The 15,035-nt window shown below is 34.6% G+C and carries 16 protein-coding genes; 7 read left to right on the forward strand and 9 right to left on the reverse strand.

Annotation, left to right across the window (positions count from 1 at the left end):
• Positions 1 to 46 precede the first annotated feature (46 nt).
• The gene (gene purE / locus K0R77_RS13040) at positions 47 to 550 is read right to left on the reverse strand and encodes a 5-(carboxyamino)imidazole ribonucleotide mutase (RefSeq protein ID WP_300353070.1); all 504 of its coding nucleotides are present in this window, start codon (positions 548 to 550) and stop codon (positions 47 to 49) included.
• 202 nt (positions 551 to 752) lie between these two features.
• Between purE and K0R77_RS13045 the strand changes: the two genes are divergently transcribed.
• From K0R77_RS13045 to K0R77_RS13060, 4 genes are all read left to right on the forward strand, one after another.
• Entirely contained in the window at positions 753 to 1,661 is a 909-nt protein-coding gene (locus K0R77_RS13045; RefSeq protein ID WP_300353073.1) for an EamA family transporter, read from the forward strand.
• Positions 1,662 to 1,771: 110 nt separating this feature from the next.
• Positions 1,772 to 2,338, forward strand: coding sequence for a hypothetical protein (locus K0R77_RS13050; protein ID WP_300353076.1), 567 nt, complete (start codon positions 1,772 to 1,774; stop codon positions 2,336 to 2,338).
• A gap of 5 nt (positions 2,339 to 2,343) precedes the next feature.
• Positions 2,344 to 4,464: a cation:proton antiporter gene (locus K0R77_RS13055; RefSeq protein ID WP_300353078.1), complete on the forward strand. Its 2,121-nt coding sequence runs from the start codon at positions 2,344 to 2,346 to the stop codon at positions 4,462 to 4,464.
• A gap of 72 nt (positions 4,465 to 4,536) precedes the next feature.
• The gene (locus K0R77_RS13060) at positions 4,537 to 4,896 is read left to right on the forward strand and encodes a hypothetical protein (protein ID WP_300353080.1); all 360 of its coding nucleotides are present in this window, start codon (positions 4,537 to 4,539) and stop codon (positions 4,894 to 4,896) included.
• A gap of 41 nt (positions 4,897 to 4,937) precedes the next feature.
• Here the strand turns inward: K0R77_RS13060 and K0R77_RS13065 are convergent, their stop codons facing one another.
• Positions 4,938 to 6,047: a 5-(carboxyamino)imidazole ribonucleotide synthase gene (locus K0R77_RS13065; RefSeq protein WP_300353083.1), complete on the reverse strand. Its 1,110-nt coding sequence runs from the start codon at positions 6,045 to 6,047 to the stop codon at positions 4,938 to 4,940.
• A gap of 12 nt (positions 6,048 to 6,059) precedes the next feature.
• On the reverse strand, positions 6,060 to 6,611 hold the full coding sequence (locus tag K0R77_RS13070) for a DUF1543 domain-containing protein (protein ID WP_300353086.1): 552 nt from the start codon (positions 6,609 to 6,611) through the stop codon (positions 6,060 to 6,062).
• An 87-nt stretch (positions 6,612 to 6,698) separates the two neighbouring features.
• Here K0R77_RS13070 and K0R77_RS13075 point away from each other — a divergent pair, with 87 nt between their 5' ends.
• Complete coding sequence (locus tag K0R77_RS13075; RefSeq protein WP_300353088.1) at positions 6,699 to 7,529, forward strand: sulfite exporter TauE/SafE family protein; 831 nt, start codon at positions 6,699 to 6,701, stop codon at positions 7,527 to 7,529.
• Positions 7,526 to 7,909: a DUF1634 domain-containing protein gene (locus K0R77_RS13080; RefSeq protein ID WP_300353091.1), complete on the forward strand. Its 384-nt coding sequence runs from the start codon at positions 7,526 to 7,528 to the stop codon at positions 7,907 to 7,909. The genes K0R77_RS13075 and K0R77_RS13080 overlap by 4 nt, the downstream gene beginning before the upstream one ends.
• A gap of 10 nt (positions 7,910 to 7,919) precedes the next feature.
• Here the strand turns inward: K0R77_RS13080 and bla are convergent, their stop codons facing one another.
• From bla to K0R77_RS13095, 3 genes are read right to left on the reverse strand one after another with little or no spacing between them, the layout of a single operon-like run.
• Positions 7,920 to 8,780, reverse strand: coding sequence for a subclass B3 metallo-beta-lactamase (gene bla, locus K0R77_RS13085; RefSeq protein WP_300353094.1), 861 nt, complete (start codon positions 8,778 to 8,780; stop codon positions 7,920 to 7,922).
• Positions 8,781 to 8,798: 18 nt separating this feature from the next.
• The gene (locus K0R77_RS13090; protein WP_300353096.1) at positions 8,799 to 9,176 is read right to left on the reverse strand and encodes a VOC family protein; all 378 of its coding nucleotides are present in this window, start codon (positions 9,174 to 9,176) and stop codon (positions 8,799 to 8,801) included.
• Between the two features lie 7 nt (positions 9,177 to 9,183).
• Positions 9,184 to 9,621 carry a nuclear transport factor 2 family protein gene (locus K0R77_RS13095; RefSeq protein ID WP_300353098.1) on the reverse strand — a complete coding sequence of 146 codons (438 nt, stop codon included), beginning with the start codon at positions 9,619 to 9,621 and terminating at the stop codon, positions 9,184 to 9,186.
• A gap of 132 nt (positions 9,622 to 9,753) precedes the next feature.
• Here K0R77_RS13095 and K0R77_RS13100 point away from each other — a divergent pair, with 132 nt between their 5' ends.
• Entirely contained in the window at positions 9,754 to 10,833 is a 1,080-nt protein-coding gene (locus K0R77_RS13100; protein ID WP_300353100.1) for an endonuclease/exonuclease/phosphatase family protein, read from the forward strand.
• A 119-nt stretch (positions 10,834 to 10,952) separates the two neighbouring features.
• Here K0R77_RS13100 and K0R77_RS13105 read toward each other — a convergent pair whose 3' ends face one another.
• The 3 genes from K0R77_RS13105 to K0R77_RS13115 form a co-directional block, all read right to left on the reverse strand.
• A complete protein-coding gene (locus K0R77_RS13105) occupies positions 10,953 to 12,011 on the reverse strand; it encodes a diphosphomevalonate decarboxylase (RefSeq protein ID WP_300353102.1) in 1,059 nt (352 codons plus the stop codon).
• Positions 12,012 to 12,180: 169 nt separating this feature from the next.
• Positions 12,181 to 13,941: a long-chain fatty acid--CoA ligase gene (locus tag K0R77_RS13110; RefSeq protein WP_300353104.1), complete on the reverse strand. Its 1,761-nt coding sequence runs from the start codon at positions 13,939 to 13,941 to the stop codon at positions 12,181 to 12,183.
• Positions 13,941 to 14,957 carry an NAD-dependent epimerase/dehydratase family protein gene (locus K0R77_RS13115; RefSeq protein WP_300353107.1) on the reverse strand — a complete coding sequence of 339 codons (1,017 nt, stop codon included), beginning with the start codon at positions 14,955 to 14,957 and terminating at the stop codon, positions 13,941 to 13,943. Before K0R77_RS13115 ends, K0R77_RS13110 begins: the two co-directional genes overlap by 1 nt.
• Positions 14,958 to 15,035: the final 78 nt, after the last annotated feature.

The following is a 15,035-nucleotide window of genomic DNA, read 5'->3' on the forward strand; positions in this document are numbered from 1 at the left end:
ATGCCTCGCAGAATCACGAGGCATTTTTTATATTAAATCTGAATTATTATAAATCGTAAAGATTCGGATGTTTGGCTTTGATATCATCTACCGTTCCCAAAACCTTATCTTTCAAAGTATCTTGGTAGATTTGAAGTTTTTCAGCTACGTTTTCGTCTCCTGTTCCTAATATTTTTGCAGCTAAAATTCCGGCATTGAGAGCTCCGTTTAAGGCAACAGTTGCTACAGGAATTCCGCCCGGCATTTGAAGGATCGATAACACAGAATCCCAACCGTCAATAGAATTACTTGATAAAATGGGAACTCCAATCACAGGCAAAGTTGTACAGCTTGCAACCATTCCCGGAAGATGTGCTGCTCCACCCGCTCCTGCAATAATGACTTTTAAACCTCTTCTTTTTGCGTGTTTTGCGTAGTCAAACATTCTTTCAGGTGTTCTGTGAGCCGAAACCACCGTCAATTCATAAGGAATGTCTAAACTTTTCAAAAAATTTGCTGCCAGTTCCATAATTGGCAAGTCGCTCTGACTTCCCATGATAATTCCTACCATTTCTTCAATTTTATTAGATTATTCAAAGATAAGAATTTTAAAAAAGAGAAAAGTCAATTTTGCTTTGTAAGTCAATTGTTAATCGTGAATTTCACACCTCTGATTTATTAATAAAGGATGATTCAAATATTCACTTTCAGAATACATTGGCATCATTTTTCATATTAAAATAAATATCTTTACACCATCATTTCACACTATTTTGAAAGATTACAAACTTATTTTTGCTGTTCTTACCGTTGCCATTGTTTGGGGAACAACCTTTTTGGCGATTCGTGTTGCCGTAGAAACTATTCCGGCTTGGTTTGTAGCAGGAATCCGTCAGTTTTTGGCAGCGATTATCATGCTTTTGATCCTGCTCTATCGCAAAGAATTCAAATGGATCGGTTGGAAAAATTTAGGGTATCAATTGATTTTCTCCACCTTAATGTTGATTGTCGCCAACGGAATGACAACCGTAGCTGAAGAAGATGTTACAAGCAGCCTTACTTCATTAATTAGTGCGTGTTCTCCTATCGTTGTTTTCCTTGGAAGTGTTGCGATTGGTTTGCAGAAATTTACCTTCAGGGCTTTTTTTGGGGTATTAATGTGTTTCAGCGGAATTCTTTTCATCTTTTGGGACGGCTTGTCAGACATGGCAAATCCCGATTACCGACTAGGAATCATTTATCTTTTTATCGCTATCGGAGGTTGGGCTTCGGGAACTATTTTTACAAAAAAATTAAATATTCAGAGCAGAAATATTTCATTAAATCTTTTTTACCAGTTTGCTTTCGCAGGAATTGTGCAGCTTTGTTTTGCATTCCTTTTTTCAGAAGATTATCATTTCGGAAACTGGAGTATCAAAAGTATTTCTGCAATGCTTTATTTAGCAATTTTCGGCTCTGTATCAGCTTTTTTTGCTTTTCATTATGCTTTGACCAAAATCTCTCCGGTTCAGGTTTCTATTTTGGCTTATGTGAATACGGTGATCTCCATTTTCCTGAGTTGGCTGATTTTAGATGAAATCATTTCTGCTAAATTTATCGTTGCCGCAGTTTTAATTATCGCCGGAGTATTTATCATAAATTATAATCCCGAATTATTTAAAAGACAGCGCATTGAGTCTTAATTTTTTTAGAAAAAATCATTAGACATTCTGTCCAAAATGCTGGATTTAGCAATTTTCCGTTTTTTATTTCCATATTTTTTGCCTATATTTTTAGAATAATTCTTGATATTATGCTAAAAAAACACCCCTTCCTTTTTCTGTTGGTCCTATTACTTTCTGTAAGCTGTGATGATAAACAAAAACAGGAACAACTGACGGAAAGAGAAACAAAGCTTCTCGAAAAAGAAAAATTATTCGCAAAAAAAGAGTCAGAATATCAGGCTTTATTAAAAATGCGTGACAGTATTTTCAATAAAAAAGATTCTGTACAAATACTTTTATGGCCCCAGGAAGTTGCCGGAGTATGGAGCGGAAAAGTGATCTGCACAGAATCTAACTGCAGCGACTATGCAGTGGGAGATCAACGCATCGACAACTGGGAATTTGACAGCGATTCTATTCAGCTTTCAACCAAAATCATCAACAACAATAATCTCATAAGAACCTATCTTGGGAAATTTGAAAATAATGAAGTAAAATTGAACTACAAAACAGATTCTACAGCCCAGAAAAATGTAGAAATGAATATTTTGCTTAACGAAATTTCACCCAACAAAATCAGAGGAATACGAACGGTAACGGTTGATAATAACTGTACTGCAAGGTTTTCTGTAGAGCTTACCCGCATTCAAAAATAACACTTATGATTCTAAGCATACACAACCTGAGTCTTCCCATCGAAGATCCTGTACTGAAGTTCCTGCTGGTTCTGATCATCATTTTGGCAGCACCGCTTTTACTCAATAAAATAAAAGTTCCACATTTGCTGGGATTGATTATCGCAGGAGCCATCATTGGTCCAAACGGATTTAATGTACTTGCGAGAGACAGCAGTATTGTAGTCACAGGAACGACAGGATTACTCTACATCATGTTTCTTGCCGGACTGGAAATCGACATGGGCGACTTTAAACGAAACAAATGGAAAAGTCTCACTTTCGGGCTGTATACATTTACTGCACCTTTCGTTTTGGGATTTATTGGAGCATATTATTTATTAAACTTTTCGATGCTCACTTCCATTCTGTTTGCCAGTTTATTTTCGTCTCATACTTTGATTGCCTACCCTTTAGTAAGTAAACTCGGAATAACAAAAAATCTCTCTGTCAATATTACTGTAGGCGGAACAATGATTACAGATGTGATGACGCTTTTGGTTTTGGCAATAATTGTAGGGATGTCGCAAGGTGATGTAGGTACGGCTTTTTGGGTGAGACTTTCGGTATCATTCATTATTTTCGGATTGATCGTACTTTTTCTTTTTCCACTGATTGGTCGCTGGTTTTTTAAAAAAGTAAATGATAAAATATCGCAGTATATATTTGTACTCGTGATGATCTATTTGGCTGCACTGCTTGCAGAGCTTGCCGGAATGGAGGCCATTATCGGAGCATTTTTTGCCGGTTTGGCTTTAAACAGACTTATACCACACACTTCTTCTTTGATGAATCGTGTAGAGTTTGTAGGAAATGCCATTTTTATTCCTTTCTTTTTAATAAGTGTCGGAATGTTGATTGATTTCCAGGCATTCTTTAAAAGTTGGGACACCATTTTGGTTGCAGCTATCATGCTCCTCGCTTCGATCGGCGGAAAATATTTGGCAGCTGTAGCCACACAAAAAACATTCAGGCTTTCAAAAGAAGAAGGAAAACTCATTTTCGGTTTGAGTTCAGCTTCAGCAGCGGCAACTTTAGCTTCTGTAATGGTGGGTTACAACATTATTATTTCTGAAAGTGAAAACGGTGAACCCGTAAGATTATTAAACGAACACGTTCTGAACGGAAGCATTCTTTTAATTTTAATTTCATGTACCATTTCCTCATTTATCTCAATGGCAAGTGCACAAAAAATTGCAGAAAGTGATAATGAAGACACGGTTTCCGGCAATAATCACGAAGAAGAAAATATACTTTTGGCCATCAATTATGACAAAACTGTTGAAAGAATGGTCAACCTCGGAATTTTGATTAAAGCACATTCGAATACCGAAGATTTTTTTGCTTTAAATATCATTAATGAAGATAAAAACGAATCTTCTGTGAAAAATGCAGAGAAAGTACTGCATCATGCAAGTGACACTGCGGCAGCAGCCGACGTAAAACTTCAGGCATTAAAAAGATATGACAACGATGTCATAAACGGCATTAATAATGTCATTAAAGAACAGAAAATCACAGATTTAATTATCGGGCTTGAAGACGACAAGGGTTTTTCACCTTCATTTGTTTATAATCTTTATAACGGTTATCTTCAGAATGATGATGTGAATGTTCTGGTTTATCATGCTGCACAACCGCTTTCCACCATCAAAAAATATGCAGTGATGATTCCGGAAAATGCTCACAAAGAAGCAGGATTTTTCCATTCACTCTTAAGAGTCTGGAATATTGCGAGAAATTCCGGCGCAACGCTTGTTTTTTATGCTCCCGAAACCATTCTCAATATTCTTCAAAAGATCATTAAAAAAGCCAATATTGAAGCCGAATTTATAATTATGAATACGTGGAAAGATGGAGAAAAAACGGCAGCTCAATTAAAAGAAGATGAGGCACTGATTCTTTTTATGGCAAAAAGAGGAATGCAATCTTATATTCCGAGAATGAGGCTAATTCCCGATCTTCTCAACAAAAGCCTGAAAGACAACAATTATCTCCTTATTTTCCCTTACTCTGGATATGATAAAAATGACGCTGAGAAACGCTCAGTGGGAAATCATGATGATTTTATGGAAATCGGGAATGTGATTAAAAGGATTTTTAAATAGTTTAAATACCTGAAATTTTTTCTGGTAATGATATTTAAACTTTAGAAGGTTCTATATAATATAATTTTAAATATGAAAAAAGCACTCATTATCTCTCTATCGCTAATCGTTCTTATCATCTTGTCAATAGCAATCTATTGGAATTTACCTATTGAAATCACCAGAAAATCCGACATCAAATTTGGAAATGAGCTGATCAATAGCATCGAAGAGTATAAAAAGACCAATCAAAAACTGCCGGAAAATAATGATTGGCAAACATTAGAAAAACTAGGATTGAAAAAAGATGAGTCTGCAAACCCAATTTATACATCTGATAAAAATGGAAATTTTGAGCTTGTTTACATTGACGGTTTCAATGGTCCGTATTTACTATGGAATTCTCAGGAAAGGAAATGGACGATTGATTTTCCTGAAATTTTCAGTAATTAGATAAAAAAAGACCGCTTTTTTTTCAGCAGTCTTTCATATTTCTAAGCAATCACTCTTACCATTGCTTTAACTTTTACCAGTTTTTCCATCAATTCCTCTCTGGAATCTGCCAAAACATTGATATGTCCCATTTTTCTGCCGGGTTTCGTCTCTGTTTTTCCATAAAGGTGAATGTAGGTTTCAGGAAGTTTTAAAACCTCTTCCATGCCTTCATAAATTACTTTTCCTGAAAAGCCTTCTGCTCCAACCAAATTCAGCATTCCACTATAAATAATGGCGTCCGTATCGGCTAAAGGTAAGTTTTTCACAACACGATACATTTGCTCAAACTGCGAATTGGCATTTCCTTCCTGACTTTGATGTCCTGAATTGTGAAGCCTTGGAGCTGTTTCATTAACCCAGACCTTTCCTTCTTTATCCAAAAATAATTCAATAGCAAAAAGCCCCGGAGAATTGACAGCTTTCAAAAACTTATCTGTAATTGAATCGATTTGATTTTCAATATCTTCACTTAAAAAAACCGGACAGATATTAAAATCAAGTAAGTTTAATTTCGGATCAGCAACCATTTCTGTCACAGGAAAAGTTTTGGTTTCACCATTTTCATTAATGGCAACAATCACAGAAAGTTCTTTATCAATATCAATCAGATTTTCCAAAACCGAATCTTCAGTCCATAAGTTTCTCAAATCTTCAGACGAACGGATAATCTGTACACCTTTTCCGTCATAACCTCCTGTATTTAATTTTTGCACAAAAGGGAATTGAATTTTTATTTCATCTGAACTTCCGTCCATAATTTCAAAATCCGGACTCGGAATACCGTGTGCTTTATAAAACTCTTTCTGGAGGATTTTCTGCTGAATGGTTTTAATAATCTGAGCATTCGGAACTACTTTCACACCCTGCTTTTCCAGTTCTGCCAAAGCATCTGCATCGACGTGCTCAATTTCAATCGTTACAACGTCTTTATCTTTTCCGAAATTTAAAACGGTTTCATAATCATTGAAACTTCCTTGTGTAAAATATGAAATATTATGACAAGGCGCATCCGAAGCCGGATCTAAAGTATAAAATTCATCATCATATTTTAAAGCTTCCTGAATGAGCATTCTTCCCAATTGTCCGCCTCCTAAAATTCCTATTTTCATTATTTTATTAGATTAATTTATTTTATCAATTTTCAAATATCCCACTTTTGAAAAATTTTCCTGATTCAATTCTTCACTTTTTTCAAGAATTATAGAATATTTTTCTTTCATTTTTTCCGGCAAAATATCATTGACATTAAAAATATCGTCGATATCTACTCCATGCTTGTCGTCGATATGGCTTACCGCATCTTCAAAACCCATCGTTTTGTAAAATTCGGTTTTCTTTACTTTTTTTACAACTTCGCCCATTGAAGTTCCTACCATCAAATGCTGCTGATGAAATTCTTCAAAAAAACCTCTTTTGTAGCCTCCCAAATTCACAAAATATAACTGATTTTCCTGAGCTTGCTTAGTTTTTTCGGCGATTTTCACTTCAAATCCGTCTGCAAATTTCACTTCCTGATAACCGTCAAGATGAATTTTTCCTTCCGCTTCTGTCCAGAAATTTTTTATATCCGAAACTAAATCTTTAAGATTTTCTGCGATTCCGAAAAATATGTCATGCTGCTCAATATTCCTTCCCTTTGGAGTCGCACCGAGAATGATATAAAATAATTTCATTTTGAATTTTATTTTTGCAAAAATACGTCAAAAAATAATCTTTCATTAAAGTTTGCCCAAAAACGCCAATAGTTTTATATTTGTAGCATGTCAGAAATCATCATTCTCTTTCTTGGCGCTATTTCAGCAGGTCTTCTGGGTTCACTTACAGGTTTAGGAGGAGGAGTTATCATCATCCCCCTATTAACGCTAGGTTTCGGTGTTCCAATGCATTATGCAATCGGTGCTTCACTTATTTCTGTGATCGGTACTTCTTCAGGAGCAGCCGTAGCTTTTGTGAAAGAGGGCTTTACCAATATGAGAATCGGAATGTTTTTAGAGATTGCAACGACCGCTGGTGCGATCGTTGGAGCCTTAGTGTCTGGAATGCTTAATCCTAATACGATCGGAATTATTTTCGCAAGTATTCTTCTTCTTACCGTAGTTTTAAATCTTAAAGGAAAACCTGATCATCAGGAATCGCTGATTAAAGGAAGTTTGGAGGATAAGCTTAAATTATACGGAACTTTCCCGGATAAAGGCATAATGAAAAGCTATGCTGCAAGAAATACAGTTCCAGGTTTTTTTATGATGATGTTTGCAGGCGCAATGTCCGGACTTTTAGGAATCGGTTCCGGTGCGCTGAAAGTTTTGGCAATGGACAATATGATGAGATTACCGTTCAAAGTTTCTACAACGACTAGTAATTTTATGATTGGTGTAACGGCGGTTGCCAGTTCATTAATTTATTTCCAGAGAGGCGAAATTATCCCTGTCATTGTAGCTCCTGTTTTGGTAGGAGTTGTGGTGGGAAGTTTTATCGGATCCAAAACTTTAATGGTTTCCAAAACAAAAAAACTGAAAACATTTTTTGCTATCGTAATCACGATTCTCTCAATTTATATGATGTATAACGGTATAAGAAGCAATTTCTCATGAGAAAAAATTTCACTGATGTTGATCTGAACCGTTCCGTTGGAAACTTACTGAGATTAGGCGTTATTTTATCTGTAATTACTTCGCTTATAGGTTTCGTTAAACTTTTTACAGAAGGATTTAAAATGCCGAGAAAATACAAACTTCTCGACATGGGGACCTCTTCGGAAAAAGTTTGGGGACATTTTTGGGAAACTCTTTGTAAGGGAGAAGGAATGGCGATTATTCAACTAGGAATTCTGATGCTTATTTTCACTCCCCTGATGAGAATTATTTTTGCTTTGATAGGCTATCTTAAAGAAAAAGACTATCTCTATGTCCTGATCTCATCAATTGTTTTAATCATTATGGTTATCAGTTTTGTGACCGGATATGCGCATTGATATATCTTTTTTATTCATTTAATTTATTAAGATATTCTTTTTCTAAGGAATCAATCTGGTCGAGATATTCTTTTTTATTCATAAAAACATCAGGATTATATACATCTTTTGGCTGATGTTTTTCATGCATATCAAACTGACTTGCGTGGGAAGCCACCCAAATGTCAAAATCCAGTTTTTTCATCTCTCTTAAAGTATATTCATAATCTTTCTGAATTGTAGGATATAGCTTAACTTCAGAAAATTTCTTATCAATAATAATTGTAGGCATATTGGCAATCAAAACCTTATATTTTCTCTTGTCATCTTTGGTTTCGAGCAGATAGCTGCATGAGCCTTTCGTATGTCCCGGATGATGCAACATCATCAATTTAGTATCACCAAGCGTTACAAAATCCTTATCTTTTAAAACATAATCAGGATTGATTGGCTCAAATGTAACCCCATATTTCCCCATTTCATAGTCAGATTTTCCGCCACTTTTCAGAACATCAGCATCTGCCTTGTCGACATACAATTTTGCTCCGGTTTCTTTTTTAATTGCAGCCATTGCGCCTAAATGATCGTAATGCGCCTGTGTAAGCAGTAATATTTTAGTATCATTATAGTTGAAACCAAGTTTCTTTATATTATTTTTAATTGTTGGAAGAGAATCTGCCAATCCTGTATTAATAAGAATATTTCCCTTTTTGGTTACTATAAGGTATGAAGCCAGATCATAAGTTCCCACATAATACAAATTACCGGCAATCCGGAAAGGCTCATAAGGTTGTGACCATTCTATAGGATGATTTTTAGGTTCATTTACAGTTTGAGCATGAAACTGACAGTTCATGAGTGCAAAAGCCAAAACAACGATATATTTTTTCATTAATAAATTAGATTATTTTTAAATTTCATAAAATTCCAGCGGCAATTGATCGGGATCCTGGGTAAAGAAAAATTCTTTTCCTGTGAATTCATCTATCCTTATTTCTTCACATTTTAAGCCTTTTTCAATTAATTCTTCTCTCTTTTCATTTACATTTTCCACTGAAAAAGCCAGATGTCTCAATCCGCAGGATTCAGGTCTTGAAGGTCTTTCTGGAGGATTTGGAAATGAGAACAATTCAATCACATAATGATCATCAATACCAAGATCAAGTTTGTAAGATTGTCTTTCCTCACGATAAACTTCACGTAGAATTTTTAACCCTAAAACATCAGTATAAAATGCTTTTGAAATCGCATAATCTGAACAGATAATGGCGATATGATGAATTTTCATTTTTAAATTATTTTTCACAGTCTTTCCTTCTTGTATCAATTAAATACTGAATTTTCCAAATATTATTTTGCTTCACCAACTGAAAACTATTGGCTCCGCAATGCGAGAATTTTCCTTTAAAATAAAATTCGTAAGGAGTAAAAACACTTGCCAAATTTCCGTCAATATGAATGGCTTCAAAAGTTATTCTCTCGTCTGCATCATTTTTTGAAAGTTGGGAAATAGAAGTGATAAAATCACCTATATTTTCATTTTTTAAAACTCCGTCTTTTGTTATACTTTGCATAATCGGAGCTTCTGAAAAAGTAGATTTTATCATTTCGGCATCTGCATTTTTCATCCCGGTAAAGAGATTTTCTACGGTTTGTTTAACCAAATCTTTCTCAGATGTTTGTCCGAAACACAATGAGTTCAGCAAAATAAAAATTCCCAAATATTTATTCATACTTCTCTATTTTTATAACCTTAAAAGTAAGAAATATATTGCTCCTGAAGAGCTTTTATTAACAAATTTTAAATAAAAACAGAGGCAAAATTGTATCAAAATATCTTACATTTACTTGTTATTTTAAAAAATATGTGGGAAGTTTATTTTATTTTTGTCGCTTTATTATTGATTTTAACGGTGTTACCAAAAATCCCAAGTTCACATTGGATTTTCAGAGTACCTGATTTTGGTAAAATTCAGATCACATACATTAGTTTAATCGTGTTTGTTTTTGGTTTTTTTATCAGCTTCAAACATTTTTGGTACTATCAGGGTTTGTTATTGGCAATCTTTATTTATCATGGAATTATATTAATAAGATATACACCACTTTATCCGGTAAAAAAGCATCCGCAAAGTAAAAATTCATCAGAGAAATATCATTTTATTTCTGCAAACGTTTATCAGTTTAATAAAGATTACAATCAATTTATCAATCTCATCAACAAAAATAAACCGGAAATTTTCCTGACAATGGAAAGCAATAGCGATTGGGAAAAAGCATTGCAGGTTTTAGAAAAAGATTATCCATATCAGCATAAAGTAACTCTGGAAAATACTTATGGAATGCACTTCTATTCTAAAATGGAAATTGAAGAATCAAAAACACATTTTTTTGTAGCCGATGACATTCCAAGTATTGAAGCGCATCTGAAAACGAAAGATGGTTTCAGGTTTGTATTTTTTGGAGTTCATCCGCCGCCGCCGAGTCCGACAGAAGAAGAAACTTCAAAAGAAAGGGATGGCGATCTTCTGAGTACTGCAAAACGTGTTCAGGAAATTAAAAAACCTTTGATCGTAGTTGGAGACTTCAATAACGTGGCATGGTCAAAATCGTCTATTTTATTCAGAAAAACGAGTCATCTGATCGATCCAAGAGTTGGTCATTCTTTCGTTTCTACTTTCCATGCAAAATACCGTCTGTTCAGATTCCCGATTGACCTGATGTTCCACAGTGAAGACATTTTCATTAAAGACCTTAAAACTTTGGAAAATTTCGGTTCGGATCACCTTCCTGTATATTGCGAATTCTTCATAGATCATCACAATGACGATCAGGAAAAACGTGTGGAAGAAGCTGATTCTGAAGAAATAGAAGAAGCTGAAGAAATTATCGAAGAAGGTAAAGAGGAAGACGGAGAGCGTGATGCTATTGTGAAGGAGGATTAATACACACTGTTTGTCATTCCGAAGAATCTAAATTAAAAAAAATAGTTTTTTTGACTAAAAGTCAAATTATTCATCAATAAAAAAGCGGACTAAGTCCGCTTATATCAATATTCTTTCTATTAAAACTTCATCACATCCTTCACCATCCCATTTTTCTGAGTATGCTGCAGCAATTCTGCTTCAATAAAAGTTTTTATTTTGTCTTCTGAGCCATCATTTGGAAACAGCAAATGTACATTTGCACCCGCATCTAAGGTAAAGAACAATGATAAAGAAGTTTCTCTTCTGAAATCCCAGATTTTATTAATGACTTCCAGAGTTCCGGTTTTCATTAAAATAAAAGCGGGATCACTCATCATCATCATGGCGTGAAGCGTTAAAGCTTCGTGTTCTATCAATTTTATAAAAGAATTCAAGTCACCATTTTTCAAGATTTCTTTCATCGGAACAAAATTTTCTTTTGCTTCCTGAAATCTTCTTTCTGCGTAAGGATTGGTATTCATCAAACCATGGCCAACTGTTGAGGAAACGCTCTTTACACCTTCATGGATCAATAAAACCCAGTCATTAAAATCTTTGAAAACATCATGAATTTCAGCATCAGGATATTTTACAGCAAACAAATCAGAACTTCCTTCAACCTCATCAGATTCACCCCAAACAACCAAACCATTGTACAAACTTCTGCAAGCACTTCCGCTTCCTAATCTTGCTAAAAATGAGGCTTTTCTTAAAGATTCTTCTTCTGAATTTTTCTGTGAAAAAGTTTCATCTAATTTCATCAGACATTTTGCAATAGCCCCAAAACCGGAAGCTGAACTTGCAATTCCCGAACTGTGAGGAAATGTATTTTCAGTTCGGATGATGTATTTTCCTTTTAAAATCCACGGAAGATACTGTTCAATATTTTTAAAATATTTTTCAATTTTCCCGGCAAATTTTGCTTCTTCATTTCCTGATAAAAAAGTCTGAACAGAAAACGTTTCGTTTGCCAGAAATTCTATTGCTGTATTGGTTTTGCAGTGATTTAAAGTATAACTGATACTCGGATTTGCCGGAATCTGATTGTCGTATTTCCCCCAATATTTGATCAGGGCAATATTTGACGGACAGCTTTCTGAAACCGTTTCTGAACTGATATTATATATTTTTTTTCCTAAGAAGTCTTGTGTTGCCATAGTTTACTTATTGAAATGGTCTTTCTGACCACAAGGTTTCATTTAATTATTAAAATTTAATAAATTCAAAGTTTGTCATTCCGTAGGAATCTCAACAATGCAAAATTCGTAATTTAGATTCCTACGGAATGACAAACTCTATGTTGATTTATATATAATTTAAAAAGATCTAATACATTTTTTCAATTAAATCTGCATATTTTTTCAGCACTACATTTCGTTTTACTTTCAATGTCGGAGTAATTTCTCCACTGCTGATTTCAAATTCAGATGGCATTAAAGTAAACTTTTTCACCTTTTCAAAATCTGAAAGCTCGTGCTGCAATTCTTTAATCTTATCTTTATAAAAATCAATAATTTCTTTATTTTGAACTAATTCATCACGATTAGTAGAGGAGATATTGTTCTTTTTTGCATAATCTCCCAAAAACTCAAAATTCGGAACGATCAACGCTGAAACAAACTGTCGTCCTTCCGCAATTAAAACGATTTGCTGAATAAAATTGTTATTGGTTAAAAGATTCTCAATTTGTTGTGGTGCAATGTATTTCCCATTCGAGGTTTTCATCAGATCCTTGATACGGTCTGTGATAAACAAGTTTCCGTTTTCGTCAAATTTTCCTGCATCTCCGGTTTTGAACCAACCGTCTTCAGTGAAAACTTTTGCCGTTTCTTCAGGTTTATTGTAATAACCTTTCATAATTCCGTTTCCTTTTGCCAGAATTTCATCATTTTCTCCGATACGAATTTCTACGCCCGGTAAAGGTTTTCCGCAGCTTCCATGTTCAAAATGAGTAAAAGGAAAAGCTGTTAATGTCGCCGTAGTTTCTGTCAAACCATAACCAACTGTGATATGAAGTCCCATTGCTTCAAACAATTGTGTCACATCAGGCGAAACGGAAGCGCCACCGCACGGCATGAACCAAAGTCTTCCACCCATTTTCTGTTTTACTTTATTAAAAACCAAAGCATTGGCAACAGAGTGTTTTACCATCAACCCTAAAGGAGCTGATTTTTCTATTCTTTTTAATTCTGCAGTTTGTTTTCCAACTTCAAGAGCCCAATCGAAGATTTTTTTCTTAAATGATGAGCCTTCTTTGGCTTTTTCTAAAACTCCAGCGTACACTTTCTGGAAAAATCTCGGAACAGCACACATCATCGTCGGTTTCACTTCCTCCAAAGTTGCAGCAATATCTTTCGGATCTTCAAGAAAATAAACTTTTGCACCGCCGTAAAGACAGAGTAAGCTCCAGCATCTTTCGAAAACGTGAGTCAAGGGCAAAAATGCCAATGAAAGTTCGTCTTCAAAGTTTTTAAACTTAAAATATTCAAAATGAGCATCAAAAGATTTAATAAAATTTCCGTGGGTCAGGATCACACCTTTTGGCGTTCCGGTCGTTCCTGAAGTATAAATAATGGTTGCTAAATCGTCAAATTCTTTTTTGACAATCTCAAGTTTCGGGGAAGTTTTAGCAATAAAATCTTCCAAATAAAAAGTATGTTCTTTTTTTACCCAAACTGCTTTTTTAGAAACAATGATAGTCTGAAGACTATTTTCTTTTTGTACAATTTCTAAACATGCATCATACTGCGCCTGATTTCCGACCAAAATAATTTTGGATTGAGAATCGTTGATGATATATTCTGCCTGTTCGCCATTGTTGGTAGAATAAATAGGAACTGTAATGGCTCCGATGGACATCGCTGCCAAATCAAAAATCATCCATTCAGCAGAATTGTCTGCATAGATGGCGACTTTGTCATTTTCTTCAACACCGTTATTTTTTAATGCGTTTGCCGTTTTAAAAATAATTTCGCTGAATTTTTTCCAACTCAATTCTTTCCAGCCTTCTTTCTTTTTGAAACCTACTGCTGATTTGAAAGAATGCTTTTCCGCATTTTTATTGATTATTGCCTCTGCAAGATTCATTATAATTTATTCAGCTTTTTGTCATTAATATAATTGTTGAGATGGAAATCTATACTTTCCTGAACCGGAATAAAATCATAATCCAGGGTATCTTTCACTTTCTGATTTGAAATGATACTTGAAGAAGTCACCGATTCGATATTGGTTCTTGTTGCCATTTTTAACTGCGGAATCAGCCAACCCAAAAATATGTTGAGCCATCTTCCGATATTTAAAATAAATTTGGAAAGAATTTTCACATCCTTTAAATCTAATTTTCTTCTGATTTGATTTCCAATTTCTGCGTATTTTTTACTTTCAGAAATTAGAATAAACCGTTCTCCGAATCGATCTTTTTCCATCAGATCAACTGCAATCTTTGCAACGTCACGAACATCTACATAAGCCGATCCGCCTGAAAATGTAAAACTGTTTTTTTCAAAAGTCGAAAAAAGTTCACCACTACTCTGTTTCCAGTTTCCTGTTCCTACGATCATTCCCGGATTGATGATGATTGTATTTAATCCTTCCGCAGAAGCTCTCCAAACTTCCATTTCAGAAAGATGTTTTGAAATTGCGTAAGCAGAATGTTCTGTTTTAGGATTGAAATCTGATCCTTCATCCAATTCTCCTTTTTCATTCATTCCATCCAAAACTGCGATCGAACTTACGTGAAGAAATTTCTGCACGCTTGAGTTTTCGCACGCAAATAAAAGATTTTCTGTGCCTTTGATATTGGTGTGATACATTTCTTTTTCATCTTTCGGATGAAAACTTACTTTGGCGGCACAATGATAAACTTCGGTAATTCCATTCAAGGCATTTTGTAATGAATGAATATCGTCAAAGTCAACATTCGTCCATTCAATTTTATTGAAAAAAACTTCGGGATTTTCTGTATAAAATTGATAAGAATGTTTCACTTCATCAATATCACTTGCAGGTCTTTTTGCAGCACGCACCGTTTTACCTTTTTTCAAAAGTTCCAAAACGACAATTCTGCCTAAAATTCCTGTTGCTCCTGTTACAAAAACCATGAATTTATTTCCTGCTTGATTAGTGAATTACAAATTCCTGCAAATTTGCAAATTTTATGCGGTTATTTGATTGAATTT

Origin of the sequence: Chryseobacterium sp., assembly GCF_029240215.1 — a bacterium.
Taxonomy (GTDB): Bacteria; Bacteroidota; Bacteroidia; order Flavobacteriales; family Weeksellaceae; genus Chryseobacterium.